The organism is Pseudomonas sp. TE3910 (assembly GCF_056279025.1).
Window position 1 is genome coordinate 3,193,924 of sequence record NZ_JBWBQN010000001.1, and the last position, 15,294, is coordinate 3,209,217.

Here is a 15,294-nt window from a genome sequence, read left to right on the forward strand (position 1 = left end):
GGCGATGCACAGGGTTTACCAACGCACTTGCTGCGCCGGAACCGGACGGCCATACCAATAGCCCTGCCCCAGGTCACACTGCTGCTCCAGCAGACATTGCGACTGCTCGGCATGCTCGATGCCTTCAGCCTGGATCTGCATACCCATGCTTCGAGCCAATGCAATGATTACCCGGACAATCGCCATGTCGTCTTCGTCACTCGGCAAACCGGCCACAAAGCCCTGGTCGATCTTCAGCTTCTGCACCGGCAGGCGCTTGAGGCGCAGCAGCGAGGAATAGCCCGTACCAAAGTCATCGATGGCCAGGCGCAAGCCAAGCTCACGCAAGCGATGCAGTTGCTCAAGCGCCACCTCAGGGTCTTCCATGACCGCACTTTCGGTCACTTCAAGCTCCAGAAAGGCCGGCGCCAGTTGGGTTTCGTGCAGCACCTGGGCGACATACTGGTAGAGGTCACGGTGCACGAACAAACGGCTGGAAACGTTCACCGCAATAAAGTCCAGGGTCTTGCCCTCGCGCTGCCATTGAACCATCTGCAGGCAGGCCTGGCGCATGACCCAGGTGTCGATATCGGAGATCAAACCCGTGCGCTCGGCAATCGGGATGAACTCTCCAGGAGGTACCAGGCCACGTTGCGGATGCTGCCAACGCACCAACGCCTCGACACCAATCATCCGCCCACTGCTCAGGTCGTGCACCGGCTGGTAGTACACCCGCAGCTCTTCCTGCTCCAGCGCCCGGCGCAATTCGGCGGCGGTTTCCACCCGCTGCTGAGCGTGGGCAGTCAGCTCTTCGGTGTACAGCGCATAACCTGCACGACCATTGCCCTTGGCCTTGAACAGGGCCGAGTCGGCATTACGCAGCAACTGCTCGGCACTGAGTGCATCACTGGGGAACAGGCTTATACCGATACTCACACTGGTGAACAGACGATGATTATCCAGCTCAAAAGGGTCTTTCATGCCATCGATGATGCTCTGCGCCATCACCGCCGCCTGGCCAAGTTGTGAGCAGTTCTCCAGCAACACCGCGAACTCATCGCCCCCCAGACGCGCCAGCGTCACCCCTTCGCCGATCACGCCCTTGAGGCGTTCGCCAACAGACTTGAGCAACTGGTCACCAATATTGTGCCCCAGGCTGTCGTTGATACTCTGGAAGTGATCGAGGTCGAGCAGCAACAGGGCGCATCCGCGCTTGTTGGCTTGCGCCGCCGCCAGCGCCTGGGCGGTACGGTCATTGAACAGCAGGCGATTGGGCAGGCTGGTCAGCGGGTCGTGATGCGCCAGGTAGGCCAGCTCGCGCTCCGTGTGCTTGATTGCGCTAATATCGCTGAAAACAGCGACATAGTGGCTCACAAAACCGCTATCGTCGAGAATCGCGCAGATGGTTTGCCACTGCGGGTAGACCTCGCCGCTTTTACGTCGGTTCCAGATTTCGCCGCTCCACTCGCCCTTTTGCGCGAGGGCCGCGAACATCTCCTGGTAGAACTGCGAACCATGTCGACCCGACTTGAACTTGTTCGGCCGGTGACCGATCACTTCCTCTTTCTGGTAGCCGGTAATTCGCATGAACGCGCGGTTTACATGCACGATCAAGCCCTGGCGGTTGGTCACCAGCACCCCCTCAAGGGTGCTGTCGAAGACGGCAGCAGCCATTCGCAGGCGCTCCCGGTCTTCGCGGCGTAAACGGGCACCGACGCCGATGAACTTCAACAGGCGCACACGCGAATAGAAGATCAACAGGGTGCTGCAGAACACCCACACAAGGGCGTTGACCATCTGCCATTGCAACAACTGGGCAGGATCATCGAAAAGACTGCTTAATATTTGGTCAGACAGCCCAAGCCACAGGACTGATAACACCAGGTAGAGCGCAGCCGTGCGCAGGGCATCTCGTGCAGAAACAGACATAGTGTGTTTGGGCAGCCCAGATCAAAAGTTGGCGCATTATAGGACAGAAACATCCAGCGACCGTCTATCAAAAAGGCCGACTGGTTTTATTTATGTTGCGAAGGATAATGTCACCTGCTGTTTTCTTCGCTTTACGAGGGCCAACCCGGCTATGTGGTACAACGGTTTACTCGATTTATCCGCCTGGCAACTGCTGGCAGTCACGCTGCTGATGACCCACGTGACCATTGTCAGCGTCACGGTTTATCTGCACCGCTATTCCGCTCACCGCGCGCTGGAACTCAACGCCGGGCTCAAGCATTTCTTCCGTTTCTGGCTGTGGCTGACCACCGCACAGAACACCCGTGAGTGGACCGCCGTCCACCGCAAGCACCACGCCAAGTGCGAAACCGTCGACGACCCGCACAGCCCGGTCGTAAAGGGCCTGTCCACGGTGATGCGCAAAGGGGCCGAACTCTACCGGGAAGAGGCACGCAATCCGGAAACCCTGCGTATCTATGGCAAGAACTGCCCAGAGGACTGGATCGAGCGCAACCTCTACTCGCGCTACAAGCTGGGCGGCATCGCCCTGATGGCAATCATCGACCTGCTGCTGTTCGGCACCATCGGCATCACCATCTGGGCCGTGCAGATGATGTGGATTCCGTTCTGGGCCGCCGGCGTGGTCAACGGCCTTGGCCATGCCGTCGGCTACCGCAACTTCGAGTGCCGCGACGCCGCGACCAACCTGGTGCCGTGGGGCATCATCATTGGTGGCGAAGAACTGCACAACAACCACCACACCTACCCGAATTCGGCCAAGCTCTCGGTCAAACGCTGGGAATTCGACATGGGTTGGGCCTGGATCAAGCTGTTCAGCCTGCTGGGGCTGGCCAAGGTGCAACGTGTCGCGCCCATCGCCCACCGGGTTGCAGGCAAGGGCCAACTGGACATGGACACCGCCATGGCCATCCTCAACAACCGTTTCCAGATCATGGCGCAGTACCGCAAGCTGGTAATTGGTCCGCTGGTCAAACAGGAGCTGGCACGGGTCGACGGCTCGGTGCGTCATCAGTTCCGCCGCGCCAAGCGCTTGCTGTCTCGTGAAACCAGCCTGCTGGAAGACCGCCATCACCTGCACATCCAGAGCATGCTCGAGCACAGCCAGACACTGCGCACCATCTATGAAAAGCGTCTGGCACTGCAACAGATCTGGGCTCGCACCAGCGCCAACGGCCATGACATGCTGGCCGCAATAAAGGACTGGGTACATGAAGCCGAAGCCAGCGGCATCCAGTCGCTACGCGAATTCGCTGCCCAGTTGAAAACCTACTCGCTACGCCCCGCCCTGGCCTGATGCCGTTGATCGGCGCGCCCTTCCCAAGGGCGCGCCGACCGGAACTTCAGCACACTTTCCAGCTCTTACAAGCATATCGTCCGCGTGGCGGGCCGGGTCGTGGCCGCACGCCCTTGCCTTTTGAGAAGCTGCGCGCCAATGGTCAAGCACACGCCCACCTCCATGCCCCAACACCCACCGCCCGAGGCCGCTCAGACCCTGCTGGACCTGATGCATGCTCAAGGTGAAGTGGCTCGCCTGAGCGAACGCGAACAGCTGTTCAGCTCGCTGCTCGACAGCGTCAATGCCGTGCTCTGGGCCTTTGACTGGGAAAGCCGCAAGGTGCTCTACGTCAGCCCGGCGTACGAGCGTATCTTCGGTCGCCCCGCCAACTTGCTGTTGGCCGACTACAACGCGTGGCGCAACAGCGTTTTCCCGGAAGATCTGGAGTACGCCGAACGCAGCCTTGCCGAAGTACTGGTCAAAGGTGCCGTGGAAAACCGCGAGTACCGCATCCTGACAGCCGACGGCCAGCTTCGCTGGCTCAGTGACAAGTGCTTCATCAACCAACAGACTGACGGCGATCAGCGAGTAATCGTGGTCGGTATCGCCGAAGACATCACTGAAAAAAAGCAGCTTGAAGGTGAACTGCAACGCCTGGCGACGACCGACGTGCTGACCCAGAGCAGCAATCGCCGGCACTTCTTCGACTGTGCCCGCAGCGCCTTTGCAAAGGCCCGCCAGGATGACACCGCCCTGTGCTTCCTGCTGCTGGACATTGATGACTTCAAACAGATAAACGATACCTATGGCCACCCGACCGGCGACCAGGTGCTGCTACGTATCGCAGACAGCGGCAAAGCCGTCCTGCGCCGCGGTGATCTGTTCGGACGAATCGGCGGCGAAGAGTTTGCGGCGATATTCCCGGACTGCACGCCGGAAATGGCACAGCACATTGCCGAGCGCTTGCAACGCGAGATCCAACGCCTGAGCTTCAGTCACGAAGATCGAACCTTCGGGGTAACCGTCAGCCAAGGGCTGACCGGCATTGTCGATACCGACAAAACCCTCGACAGCCTGTTCGCCCGTGCCGATGCGGCGATGTACCAGGCCAAGCGACAAGGCAAGAACCAGATTGTTCTAGGCTGAGCGCTGGCGCGCCAGCGCAGCCGACAGCAATCAGGCACTCACCCCTTGCGCAAACGCCTCAACTCGCTTGCGCCAACCTTGAGCAGGCGTGCTGCCTTGCTCTCGACGATGGCGTCCAGCGACGCCTCGGCGGGCAAGTGCACCAGTTGCCCGACCAGGTTCATGACCAAGGCTTCCCGCGAGTAGACCCCACCGCCAAGGTGGTACACCCCACCGCGATCAACTCACGCAGTTCCAGCGGCAGGCGCCAGCGTGTACGCAGTGCCGAGCCATAGGCCGCCGCCGATTGAGACAGGGCCAACTCGACACTGGCTTCGTCCAGCTCACCACCGGCCAGGCGCCATTCCTGCATACAGCGCAACACCGCCAACTCACCCAGGCAATGGAGCAAACCTGCGCAGTAACAGCGTTCCTCATCCAGCTCAAGGATGCGCGCCAGGGTGCGGGCATACTCTGCCGTATGCAACGACAGCGCCCAGTAACGCTCGGCATAGCCAGACAGCAGTGGATCATCGAGCTTGGCGCTGCGCTTGAGCGCAAGGCCGAGAATCAGGTTCATGCTCTGGGTCGAGCCCAGTTTGTTCAGGGCCTGCAACAAGGACTGCACCTGCCCGTCATGATGCACCGCAGCGCTGTTGGCCGCTGCAATCAACACGGCGGTGATCTGCGGATCGGTGCGGATCTCTTCCTCGAGGACCTTCAGGTTCAAACCCGGTGCCTTCAGGCTGCGCTTGACCGCTTTCTGAACATCGGCCAGCAGCGGGCCACCGTCAGCGGTAGCGCGGCGGTCCTCAAGAAAACGCGTCAATGTCATGCTGGCGGGCAGCGACGGCACAGAACAGGCAACGGGCGCACCGGCCGAAAGCAACAACTGCTCCAGACGCTGACGCAGCGAATCCATGTTCAAGGGTTTGCTCATGTACGCGGTAGGCGCCAGCGGCAAGGCCTCTCGCACACTGGCACTGTCGCTACGGCTGCTCAACAAAATGAACGGCAACGGCGGCTGACGGCGCTTGGCGCGCACCGAGCGCAGCAGGTCAAGACCATCCAGCCCGGGCAATTCACGCGAGGCAATGATCAGGTCAGGCTGGCTGGCTAGCGCAGAGAGCGCCTCATGACCATCAGCGCACACCTGCAGGGACGCATCACAGCGCACATCCAGCAACACCTGAGTCAGCATGTCTCGTACCCATGGGTCGCCTTCGGCGATCAACACACAGGGCTGGCCGGGTGAATCTGCAACAGTCATACGGTTCTCCTGAAAACGTCTGCATGCAATCCACTGCACCCTCCAAGATGTCCATTGCTGGCTACCTTAGTACGCCGCCCATTCCTTTGGCATAAAAAAAACCCGCCGAAGCGGGTTTTTCTTTAGCGCGTCACAGTTTACGCGAGTTCGGCGAAGCACTCTTCAATGATTGCCAAGCCTTTGTCCAACTGTGCGTCTGGCGCGGTCAGCGGAACCAGGATACGCAGGACGTTGCCGTAGGTGCCGCACGACAGCAGGATCAGGCCCTTGTCGCGTGCCTTGGCTACAACCTGAGCAACGGCAGCAGGGTTTGGCGCGTGGGAGTCCTTACCTTCGAAGACTTCAACGGCGATCATCGAGCCCAGGGCACGCACGTCACCGATCACTGGGTACTTGTCCTGAATCTTGCGCAGGCCAGCAACCAGGCGCTCGCCAACAGCGTTGCTGCGCTCCAGCAGTTTCTCTTCTTCGAACACTTCCATCACGGCCAGAGCAGCGGCACATGCGATCGGGCTACCGGCATAGGTGCCGCCCAGGCCGCCTGGGGCGATAGCGTCCATGTATTCGGCCTTGCCGCAAACACCGGCCAGTGGGAAACCACCAGCGATGGATTTGGCGAAGGTGGTCAGGTCTGGGGCAACACCCATCTGCTCCATCGCGAAGAAGGTGCCAGTACGGCCAGCGCCGGTCTGTACTTCGTCAGCGATCATCAGGATGCCGTGCTGGTCGCACAGGGCGCGCAGACGCTTCATGAACTCTTTAGGCGCAACGTAGAAACCACCTTCGCCCTGTACTGGCTCGATGATGATCGCGGCGATGTCTTTTGGCTCAGCGTCGTTCTTGAAGATGCGCTCGATGCTGGCGATCGAATCGTCGACGCTCACACCGTGCAGTGCGCATGGGTACAGTGCGCGGAAGATGCCGCCTGGCATCAGGCCCATACCAGCCGAGTAAGGCACGACTTTACCGGTCAGGCCCAGGGTCATCATGGTACGACCGTGGTACGCGCCGGTGAACGCGATCACGCCGGTACGGCCAGTGGCGGCACGGGCGATCTTCACGGCGTTCTCAACGGCTTCGGAACCGGTGGTGACCAGCAGGGTTTTCTTGGCGAAGTCGCCTGGAACCTTGGCGTTGATCTTCTCGCACACTTCAACGTACGGCTCGTAGGCCAGTACCTGGAAGCAGGTGTGAGTCAGCTTGTGCAGCTGTTTTTCAACAGCGGCGATGACTTTCGGGTGCACGTGACCGGTGTTCAGTACCGCGATACCGCCAGCGAAGTCGATGAACTCGCGACCTTCAACGTCGGTAACAGTGGCGTTCTTCGCGCTGTCAGCGAAGATTGGGTGGATCTGGCCAACACCGCGCGGGACGGCGGCTACACGGCGTTGCATCAAGGATTCGTTGGTCTTGTTGCTCATGAACATGTCCTCATTCGCCACACAGTGGCGTAGTTTCAAGGCTTGGGCGACCGGGGTTCAACTGCCACAGCATGCGCTGATCGACTGCTACAGGATCCGGGGCGCCAGGTATCGGCTTGTGTCTAAAAAGGCCAGCGAGGCGTCACTCTCGCGCCTCGCTGGCAGAGGTAAAACGTTAACCGGCGATCAAACGCTGATGCACAGGTATTTGATTTCCAGGTAGTCCTCGATGCCGTACTTGGAGCCTTCACGGCCCAGGCCCGAAGCCTTGATGCCGCCGAACGGTGCGACTTCGTTGGAGATCAAACCGGTGTTGATACCGACCATGCCGTATTCCAGCGCTTCAGCAACACGGAACACACGGCTCATGTCGCGGGCATAGAAGTACGAGGCCAGGCCGAATTCGGTGTCGTTGGACATGGCGATGACTTCGGCTTCGTCCTTGAAACGGAACAGCGGTGCCAGCGGGCCAAAGGTTTCTTCCTTGGCCACAGCAGCCGTCTTCGGTACGTCGACCAGTACGGTCGGCTCGAAGAAGTTGCCCTCGATCAGCTTGCCACCGGTCAGTACCTTGGCGCCTTTGCTAACGGCGTCAGCAATGTGCTCCTGGACCTTGGCCACAGCCTTGTGGTCGATCAGCGGGCCAGTGGTGGTGCCTTCTTCCAGACCGTTGCCGATCTTCAGTTTGGCGACCGCTGCACGCAGCTTCTCGGCGAAGGCATCGTAGACACCATCCTGCACGTAGATACGGTTAGCGCAGACACAGGTCTGGCCGTTGTTGCGGTACTTGGAGATGATCGCGCCTTCAACGGCCTTATCCAGGTCTGCGTCGTCGAACACGATGAACGGTGCGTTACCGCCCAGTTCCAGGGAAACCTTCTTGATGTCCTTGGCGCATTCGGCCATCAGCTGGCGACCGATTTCGGTCGAGCCGGTGAACGACAGCTTGCGCACGATCGGGTTGCCGGTCAGCTCGCTGCCGATGTCGCCAGCGCTGCCGGTCACCACGCTCAGCACGCCTTGCGGAATGCCGGCACGGTGCGCCAGCTCAACCAGGGCCAGGGCCGAGTAAGGGGTCTGCGAAGCAGGCTTGAGCACCATGGTGCAACCGGCGGCCAGGGCTGGGCCGGCTTTACGGGTGATCATCGCCGCCGGGAAGTTCCACGGGGTGATCGCGGCAGTAACACCGATTGGCTGCTTGATGACGATCAGGCGCTTGTCTGGCTGATGGCCAGGAATGGTGTCGCCGTAAACGCGCTTGGCTTCTTCAGCGAACCACTCGATGAAGGAAGCGGCATAGGCGATCTCGCCCTTGGCTTCGGCCAGTGGCTTGCCCTGCTCGGTGGTCATCAGGCGCGCCAGGTCATCCTGGTGCTCAATCATCAATTCAAACCAACGACGCAGCTTGCCAGCGCGCTCTTTGGCGGTCAGTGCGCGCCAGGCTGGCAGCGCCTTGTCGGCGGCCTCAATGGCACGGCGGGTCTCGGCGGCGCCCATCTTCGGCACGGTGCCGATGATTTCGCCCGTTGCCGGGTTGTTCACCTTGATCGTCTGACCGTTGTCCGCGTCCAGCCAGATACCATCGATATAGGCTTGCTGGCGGAACAACTGGGCGTCTTTAAGCTGCATGTCGGCGTCCTTAACAGCACCGTGCGCACACGGAGCGAATTGTTGATTGTAAAAAAGGAGCCCTCAGGTGGGGCTGCCGTCAGGAATTCACACACCGGGCCAGCCCACGAAACCACCGTCGCAGGATCAGGCACCACGCAAGAGCGTTTGAAATCTCAAACGAATCCTAGGATTAAAGGGGTTAAAGGACAATAGGCTGTTCGAAAAAAAGAACAAAAAGCTGCTCAAAGAACCTTTTTTCGGATCAACGTCACTTATAGCCCCTTCAGTGTGCGAAATCGACTACAGATTCTGACGATGGACGCCGACAGGTGAGATGGGTATCATGGCGCCCGCGTTGCACTCGTAGCTCAGCTGGATAGAGTACTGCCCTCCGAAGGCAGGGGTCGTGGGTTCGAATCCCGCCGAGTGCGCCATCTTTCCTTACCCTTTGGCTCCAAAGGGTCGGCCTTGCGCCACCAGGGCAAGCATCACCGCCCAACCTTCATCACCCCCATTGTTCGACAAGTACGCTGACGCCTGCCGCTGCCCAGCCAACTGACAACGCCGTTCGCTGTGGACAACCGACAGGACACAGGCGTTCAGCGTCTGGACAAAAGTTGTCGGTCCTTGCTGATGCGCATCAGGAAATCAACGATCTGATGAGCCGACGCCAAGGGCGATCCGACACTCGCATCAATTTCCAGATCGGGTTGCACGGGAGCTTCGTACGGGTCTGTTATGCCGGTAAACAGTTGGATTTCGCCCGACCTTGCCTTTGCGTAGAGCCCTTTGACATCACGGGATTCGCAGACGCCAATAGGCGTATTGACGTAAACCTCGTAGAAACGCCCATATCGCTGAACCATTTCACGCATTGCAATCCTGCTCTGCGCATAGGGCGCGATGACGGCGCACACCGCTATCCCCTCGTGCTTGACCACTTCAGAAGCGACATACGCTAAACGCTGGACGTTGGTCATGCGGTCTTCTCTTGAGAATCCCAACCCGGCACAAAGGTGCTTACGCACTTCATCACCGTCCAGCAATGTAACCCGGCGCTTTGCCTCTTGCTGCAGGTACTCAACCAGATGCCTGGCGATACTCGACTTTCCCGCGCCTGACAGGCCGGTCAGTAACAATGCAAATCCATTCCCACTGGACTCATCACTTTCGTTGGTCATGTTCGACTCAGCTTTGGTGGAACGATACGGTTGAACCATGGGTTGACGATGGCGCTCAAGACACGACCGGCCGAGGCAATGCCCCTGGGCGCAGCGCCGCCTCGACATTGAGTTGGCCCATCAAGGCATCAAGAATCTGTCGATGGGCATTGCCATCACCAAACGGGTTCTTCCAGGTCACCTGCGTCTTGAACAGTGCTTGTGCCGCCTCGACCAGGCTGTTGGCACCCACATGGGAAACCAGGCGGGCACCACCGGTTTCCAGACTTTCCGGGCGCTCAGTGTTGGGGCGAAGTATCAGGCAGCGCCGCTGCAGTACGCACGCCTCTTCCTGCAACCCACCGCTGTCGGTCAAGACCAAGGCTGCGCCTTGCAGCAAGGCCAGCATGTCCAGGTAACCCACCGGATCAATGGTGCGGATACGCGACATACCCTGCAGCACCTTCCAGTGCCGCTGGTCGAGCCGCGGGTGGACGGGAAACACCACCTGCCGCTGTTGCTCTTCAGCCAGGCACTGCACCGCCTGCATCAACTGCGCAAAATGCGCAGGGTCGTCGGTATTGGAAGGTCGATGACAGGTCAGCAACAGGTAGTTGTCGTGCTGCAAACCCAGTCGCTCATGGATGACGGATCGTTCGGCAGCCGCGCGCGCATGAAGCAGCGTCGCGTCATTACCCGTGTTACCGGTAATGAGCACATTCGGGCCCTCAATACCCTCTCTGGCCAGCAGCTCAACCTGCAGGGGCGACGGACAGAACCAGAAGCTGGACAGGTGATCCAGCAGCACCCGGTTGGTTTCCTCCGGCATACTCCGGTCGAAACTGCGCAACCCTGCCTCCACGTGACCGACCGGAATACAGGCCTTGCTGGCGGCAAGCCCACCTGCCAATGCACTGTTGGTGTCCCCTTGGACGATGACACAATCAGGCTTCACTTCCTGCAACACCGGCTCGATGCCCATCATCATCCGGGCCAGTTGCAAGCCTGCGGGGCCAGACCCCACGCCCAGGTTGAAATGCGCACGAGGCAAACCAAGCTCTTCAAAGAACAGACGATCCATGGCCGCGGCATAATGCTGATTGGTGTGGATCAAGGTGTATCGCACACCGTCACGGATACAGGCAGATATCAACGAAGACAGCTTGATGATCTCGGGGCGAGTGCCCAATACGAATGCTATATGCATTTATCCTTATGCCCCAACTGTCCTGTAGCCTGAATCATGTGTGGATCGGGAATGAACTCATCCAGTGCGCCATTGACCATCAGCAGGCTGCGGTCGGTGTAGCGCAAGACCGTCAAGCGATGCGTGATCAGCAACACCGCCAGGCCCGGCCGCGCAGTGCGCAGCCCCTCTAAAAAACGACTTTCAGTCGATTGATCCAGGGACGCCGTTGCCTCATCAAGGATCAGCAACGAATGAGCGTGGAGCAAGGCGCGCGCCAGCCCGATGCGCTGCCGCTCACCACTGGAAATCCGCTGTTCGAAAACCTCCACCGGTGTATCCAGCCCTTCTGGCAGGCGTTCGAGCAACGACCCGATATCCGCGATGTGAAGCGCTTCCACTAATTGCTGGTCAGTACAGTACTCGCCCAGAAAACTGACATTATCACGCAACGTCCCGGGGATCAGCGTCGTTGATGCACCGGCATAGCCAATGCCAGCGTGCGCACGCCCTGCACTGAACCACTGGATACGGCCCTGGAGGGGCTGTAACGCGCCAATCAGCAGGTCAACCAGCGTCGACTTCCCGACCCCGGACTCACCGACCAGACCGGTCCACTCACCCTTGCGCAGGCAGAGGTTCAAACCACAGATAACGTCTTGGCCAGCACCGGGATAGCGGTATTGCAACGACTCACAGAGCAGCAATTGCTTTTGTGATTCATCCTCACACGGTGCGATGAGCGCCTCATTGGCTGCACGCGGCGCTACTGCGGTCAGTTGCGCCAAGGCAGGACGAACAAACCTCAAGGTTTGCAAAATGCTCGTGATGCGTCGGAAGCCAAGAATCAAACGCAGCCCCACTGCCGAAAACAGTGCTAGCAAATGGAAGTCCGCCTGCCCGGAACCCTCGCTGGCCACCAATACAGCACTGCCAAGGACCAGCAGGAAAAACAGCTCCATAACCGGCGACTGGATGTCCATGAATGTCCGCTCACGGGCACTCTCTCTGGAGAAATGCCTGGCGACCGGACGATACCGGGCGAGAACCGCAGGCACTCGCTGGTAGAGCCGAATCTCCCGCAGGCAGGCGACACTGTCGGTCACCCAGCGCTGCATCAAGGTCTGATGCCTGAATTTCAGGTCGCCTCGAGCGCCCATCAGTAGGCGTGACACGACGTTGCCAATGCAGAGCGCAACCAGCAAGGCCACAACCATCATCGACGTGGCAACAGGCTCCAGCGCCACCAAGACACTCAGCAGGACACCAATCAGCAGAGCTTCCGTCAGCAGGTCGAGGCTCGGCAGAATGGCCCCCATCACGATCCTTGGCACCACAAAATTGACCGCAACATTGCTGCTCTGCGCATGGGTTTCCTGCCGTTGCCGAACACCCGGAGCCAGCTCTCGCTCTAGGACACTCATCGACACCAGCAGCGTCCATTGGTCGATCAACCAGCCACGCATCCACAACAGCAGCGGCGTCAAAATACCCTTGCACAGCACCAGGATCGCCACCAGCAACAGCATTGGCGACAACACACCGTGCAATGGACCATACGAGAAGGCTTCTACCTGTGCATACCAGCCCCCCATAGGTCGGCCCACAGGAAGCATGAGGGCAAGGACGCCTGCCAACAGCAGGGCGGATAACGCGTCAATGCTCGCCTTGCCCAGCAGCAGCAACAGCATCGAAGCAAGGCTTGCCCTGCTTGCGCCGCACTGCCTGACAAAGCCCAGGGCACGTGATGGAATCTGCAACAACGCCACAGGCTTGTTGATACTCATGAGCTCACCGCTCGACGCGGCGTAACCAGGCGGGCGTAATAGGCGGCCAGCTCGGGCGCCTTGCGTTGCCAGGTAAAACCCTCCTTGACCGCCTCAATGACGGTATCCGGCACAGCGCTGCGGGCCGTGCGAGAAAGGCATTCGCTCAAAGCAGCAATATCGCCAACCGCGAACACCTCGCCCCACCCAACCGCGTCGGTGATGGAGCGGCAGCCCTCGATATCCGAGCAGGCAATCGGCACCCCGGCCAGCAGCGCCTCCAATACCACGGTAGGCATGCCTTCGCGCTCCGAGGCCAGGACCATCGCATCACAGCCTGCCATCATCTGTTCACTGACAGCGTCATCCTGCCAGCCATGGAAACGCACGCGTGAGGCAAGGCCCAACTGCATGACCAAGGCTTCGAGCCGGGCGCGGTCCTCGCCTCGCCCGATGATATGCAGCACCGCTTGCGCGAGCGGCGGCGTGGCCAACGCAGCAATTACATCGTCCAGGCGCTTGACCGGGTCAAGCCGCCCAACAGACAACAACGCAGGTGCGCCCTCCAGGCGGTCGACGCCAGCCGAGACGGCCTGACGCCGCCCCTCGATACAGTTGGGTACGATCATCACACTGGCCGGATGCAGGCCGCGCCGGGCCAGATCGGCGACCCAACCCTCATGCAGTAGCACCACCACACCGGCAGCGCGCACCAAAGCCCGCTCTATCGTGCTGTCCCAGAGCGCCTTGAGCGCTCGGCGCCACGGCGTCCCCGTGTCGTAGTAACAGTGCGGCGTGTAGACCACCGGCACACCGCGCAGCCACGCGAGAAACGCGGCAGACGCAGCGAACGGGGTGCGGGCACCGTGGACATGCACCAGGTCACTGGCACCAACCGCCGCCCACAGGTGCCTGTACCCACCTTGCTGCACGCGACAGGGGGCAGCGCCCGCATCAATTGTCGGGGCCAGAATGTGCAGTTCAATCTCGGTATTTTCCTGCATTGCCTGGACGAGCCCCTGGATGTGGCGCGCCACACCGCTGGACAACGGCTGGAATTCCTTACTGACATGGAGTACGCGCATCACTGCGTACACGCCGCAGACGACGGCTGGTCGATTCGTTCAAGCAACCCTGTGAGCCCTCCGGACTGGCTGGAAAAACTGGCGCGCAACCACTGGGCCTGCGCCTCGGCCGCCTCGCGACGAAACTCGGCATCCTCGCGCAAGCGCCTATAAACAGCCACGGCCTGCTCGGCCGTATCGGCACGCAATGGGGCGGCCAGTACGCTGCGGGCCGCATGATTACCTTCGAGCGGGAGTTGCAGCGCGACCACCCAATGCCCTGCCAACGCCGCATCCAGCATGGCCGTGGAGCAATAGCCCATGACCAGGCGAGGCGCACACGCACCGGGCTGCAATTCCGGGTGCGGAGGATGCCGGGTCGCCAGCGCCGCGGGCCCCGTATAAGGCTCGCGTTCCAATGGATGCAGGAGGATCCTCGCCTGCGGGGCACGTTTCAAGAGGGCATCGGCAAACTCGCGCAACGCGCTATCAATTCGGTCCCCCAGCACGTACGCATGAGTTTGCGACAGCAAGGCAAGCCCGTCTGGCGCCTCAAGCACACGTAGCGGTACCTGGCCACGGCCCAGTGCGTCCTCGACAAGACGGCTGGACCGGCTGTCGACTGCATCGAACGCCTGACGGCTGCTACCTCCCCAGATCAGGTACCAGTCCGCACGGGTGGGAAAAAATTCATCGGTAGGCACGCCGTGCTGCAAGCAAATGGCAGGCAGGCCTTTGTTGATCGCCGCCCGGCTCATCAGGTCGAAGTCATTGTGCAGCAACAGCACGCCGCGGCTATTGGCCAGCGTCCGCCTGAGACTGCCCTGCCACAGCCGACGCCGGGCCAGGCAGCAGGCCAGTAACAGCGGGCGCCGCAACAACAGGGTGTCGACGAGAACACGCAAGCTAGATAACAGATCGGCTACGCCAGCCCGTGCGGGGCGCGCAACCTGCAGATTCGATGGGAAAGCCTTGGAGGATAACCGTGGGTGAGCCAGTATCAGCCGCTCATACCCAGCCAATGCAAGCGCTGGCAGGCTACGCTCCAGCGTACCCCAGCCACTGGCGCCATGAAGCGTGGTCAGCAGAATCGCCTGTCGCCCTGCAGAAACCGGCAAACCAGGGCCTGCGCGCAGCAACAATAGCCAGGCATCGCGCAGTAAAGCGCCGAAGGCTCGCAGCCCCGCCGCCAAGGACGTTTTTCCTGCAGCGAGGTAGAACAGCTCGTGACGTACATCTACCGCTTCATCGCCAAAGTGCTGACGCAACGCGGTGAGGTGCTCCGAGAAAGATCCCCGCCAAACCGACGACTTCATCGGGTAATATCCCTATTCGTTGATGGCACTACGCTACAGATGCTTGATTGAGTTGCCAACCTCCCATTGGAAATGGGCCGCGCCCCCACCAAGGATGGATATCCACACCAATCATGCCCACTCATCGTTCCCCTGCTGCAAGCAGCGAG

10 protein-coding genes, 1 tRNA gene and 1 pseudogene are annotated in these 15,294 nt (G+C 60.3%); 3 read left to right on the plus strand and 9 right to left on the minus strand.

Features of this window, described 5'->3' with window-relative positions:
- Positions 1 to 15: 15 nt before the first annotated feature.
- Positions 16 to 1,908, minus strand: coding sequence for a phosphodiesterase DibA (gene dibA, locus ACZ9H3_RS14610; protein ID WP_330522430.1), 1,893 nt, complete (start codon positions 1,906 to 1,908; stop codon positions 16 to 18).
- A 151-nt stretch (positions 1,909 to 2,059) separates the two neighbouring features.
- On the opposite strand from dibA, the gene desA reads away from it, so the two are divergent.
- Complete coding sequence (gene desA / locus ACZ9H3_RS14615) at positions 2,060 to 3,244, plus strand: delta-9 fatty acid desaturase DesA (RefSeq protein WP_099776284.1); 1,185 nt, start codon at positions 2,060 to 2,062, stop codon at positions 3,242 to 3,244.
- 138 nt (positions 3,245 to 3,382) lie between these two features.
- Positions 3,383 to 4,372, plus strand: coding sequence for a GGDEF domain-containing protein (locus tag ACZ9H3_RS14620; protein ID WP_454240358.1), 990 nt, complete (start codon positions 3,383 to 3,385; stop codon positions 4,370 to 4,372).
- 38 nt (positions 4,373 to 4,410) lie between these two features.
- On the opposite strand, the pseudogene ACZ9H3_RS14625 reads toward ACZ9H3_RS14620, so the two are convergent.
- From ACZ9H3_RS14625 to gabD, 3 genes and pseudogenes are all read right to left on the minus strand, one after another.
- A pseudogene (locus ACZ9H3_RS14625) lies at positions 4,411 to 5,621 on the minus strand (response regulator).
- Between the two features lie 137 nt (positions 5,622 to 5,758).
- Positions 5,759 to 7,042: a 4-aminobutyrate--2-oxoglutarate transaminase gene (gene gabT, locus ACZ9H3_RS14630; RefSeq protein ID WP_065761379.1), complete on the minus strand. Its 1,284-nt coding sequence runs from the start codon at positions 7,040 to 7,042 to the stop codon at positions 5,759 to 5,761.
- A 186-nt stretch (positions 7,043 to 7,228) separates the two neighbouring features.
- Positions 7,229 to 8,671: an NADP-dependent succinate-semialdehyde dehydrogenase gene (gabD, locus tag ACZ9H3_RS14635; protein WP_065761378.1), complete on the minus strand. Its 1,443-nt coding sequence runs from the start codon at positions 8,669 to 8,671 to the stop codon at positions 7,229 to 7,231.
- 339 nt (positions 8,672 to 9,010) lie between these two features.
- Between gabD and ACZ9H3_RS14640 the strand changes: the two genes are divergently transcribed.
- Positions 9,011 to 9,087, plus strand: a tRNA-Arg gene (locus ACZ9H3_RS14640).
- 165 nt (positions 9,088 to 9,252) lie between these two features.
- Here the strand turns inward: ACZ9H3_RS14640 and cysC are convergent.
- Genes cysC through ACZ9H3_RS14665 form a run of 5 tightly spaced genes read right to left on the minus strand, consistent with a single transcriptional unit; the run spans position 9,253 to position 15,145 of the window.
- Positions 9,253 to 9,834, minus strand: coding sequence for an adenylyl-sulfate kinase (gene cysC / locus ACZ9H3_RS14645; protein ID WP_065759735.1), 582 nt, complete (start codon positions 9,832 to 9,834; stop codon positions 9,253 to 9,255).
- Between the two features lie 55 nt (positions 9,835 to 9,889).
- On the minus strand, positions 9,890 to 11,020 hold the full coding sequence (wecB, locus tag ACZ9H3_RS14650; RefSeq protein WP_330522433.1) for a non-hydrolyzing UDP-N-acetylglucosamine 2-epimerase: 1,131 nt from the start codon (positions 11,018 to 11,020) through the stop codon (positions 9,890 to 9,892).
- Complete coding sequence (locus ACZ9H3_RS14655; RefSeq protein WP_476221266.1) at positions 11,011 to 12,786, minus strand: ATP-binding cassette domain-containing protein; 1,776 nt, start codon at positions 12,784 to 12,786, stop codon at positions 11,011 to 11,013. The genes wecB and ACZ9H3_RS14655 overlap by 10 nt, the downstream gene beginning before the upstream one ends.
- Positions 12,783 to 13,850 carry a glycosyltransferase family 4 protein gene (locus ACZ9H3_RS14660; protein ID WP_065759738.1) on the minus strand — a complete coding sequence of 356 codons (1,068 nt, stop codon included), beginning with the start codon at positions 13,848 to 13,850 and terminating at the stop codon, positions 12,783 to 12,785. The genes ACZ9H3_RS14655 and ACZ9H3_RS14660 overlap by 4 nt, the downstream gene beginning before the upstream one ends.
- Complete coding sequence (locus ACZ9H3_RS14665; RefSeq protein WP_476221268.1) at positions 13,850 to 15,145, minus strand: hypothetical protein; 1,296 nt, start codon at positions 15,143 to 15,145, stop codon at positions 13,850 to 13,852. Before ACZ9H3_RS14665 ends, ACZ9H3_RS14660 begins: the two co-directional genes overlap by 1 nt.
- Positions 15,146 to 15,294 lie beyond the last annotated feature (149 nt).

Coding starts and splice junctions, on each gene's coding strand:
- dibA (WP_330522430.1), bottom strand. CDS start 1,908: ATGTCTGTTTCTGCACGAGATGCCCTGCGCACGGCTGCGCTCTACCTG.
- desA (WP_099776284.1), top strand. CDS start 2,060: ATGTGGTACAACGGTTTACTCGATTTATCCGCCTGGCAACTGCTGGCA.
- ACZ9H3_RS14620 (WP_454240358.1), top strand. CDS start 3,383: ATGGTCAAGCACACGCCCACCTCCATGCCCCAACACCCACCGCCCGAG.
- gabT (WP_065761379.1), bottom strand. CDS start 7,042: ATGAGCAACAAGACCAACGAATCCTTGATGCAACGCCGTGTAGCCGCC.
- gabD (WP_065761378.1), bottom strand. CDS start 8,671: ATGCAGCTTAAAGACGCCCAGTTGTTCCGCCAGCAAGCCTATATCGAT.
- cysC (WP_065759735.1), bottom strand. CDS start 9,834: ATGACCAACGAAAGTGATGAGTCCAGTGGGAATGGATTTGCATTGTTA.
- wecB (WP_330522433.1), bottom strand. CDS start 11,020: ATGCATATAGCATTCGTATTGGGCACTCGCCCCGAGATCATCAAGCTG.
- ACZ9H3_RS14655 (WP_476221266.1), bottom strand. CDS start 12,786: ATGAGTATCAACAAGCCTGTGGCGTTGTTGCAGATTCCATCACGTGCC.
- ACZ9H3_RS14660 (WP_065759738.1), bottom strand. CDS start 13,850: ATGCGCGTACTCCATGTCAGTAAGGAATTCCAGCCGTTGTCCAGCGGT.
- ACZ9H3_RS14665 (WP_476221268.1), bottom strand. CDS start 15,145: ATGAAGTCGTCGGTTTGGCGGGGATCTTTCTCGGAGCACCTCACCGCG.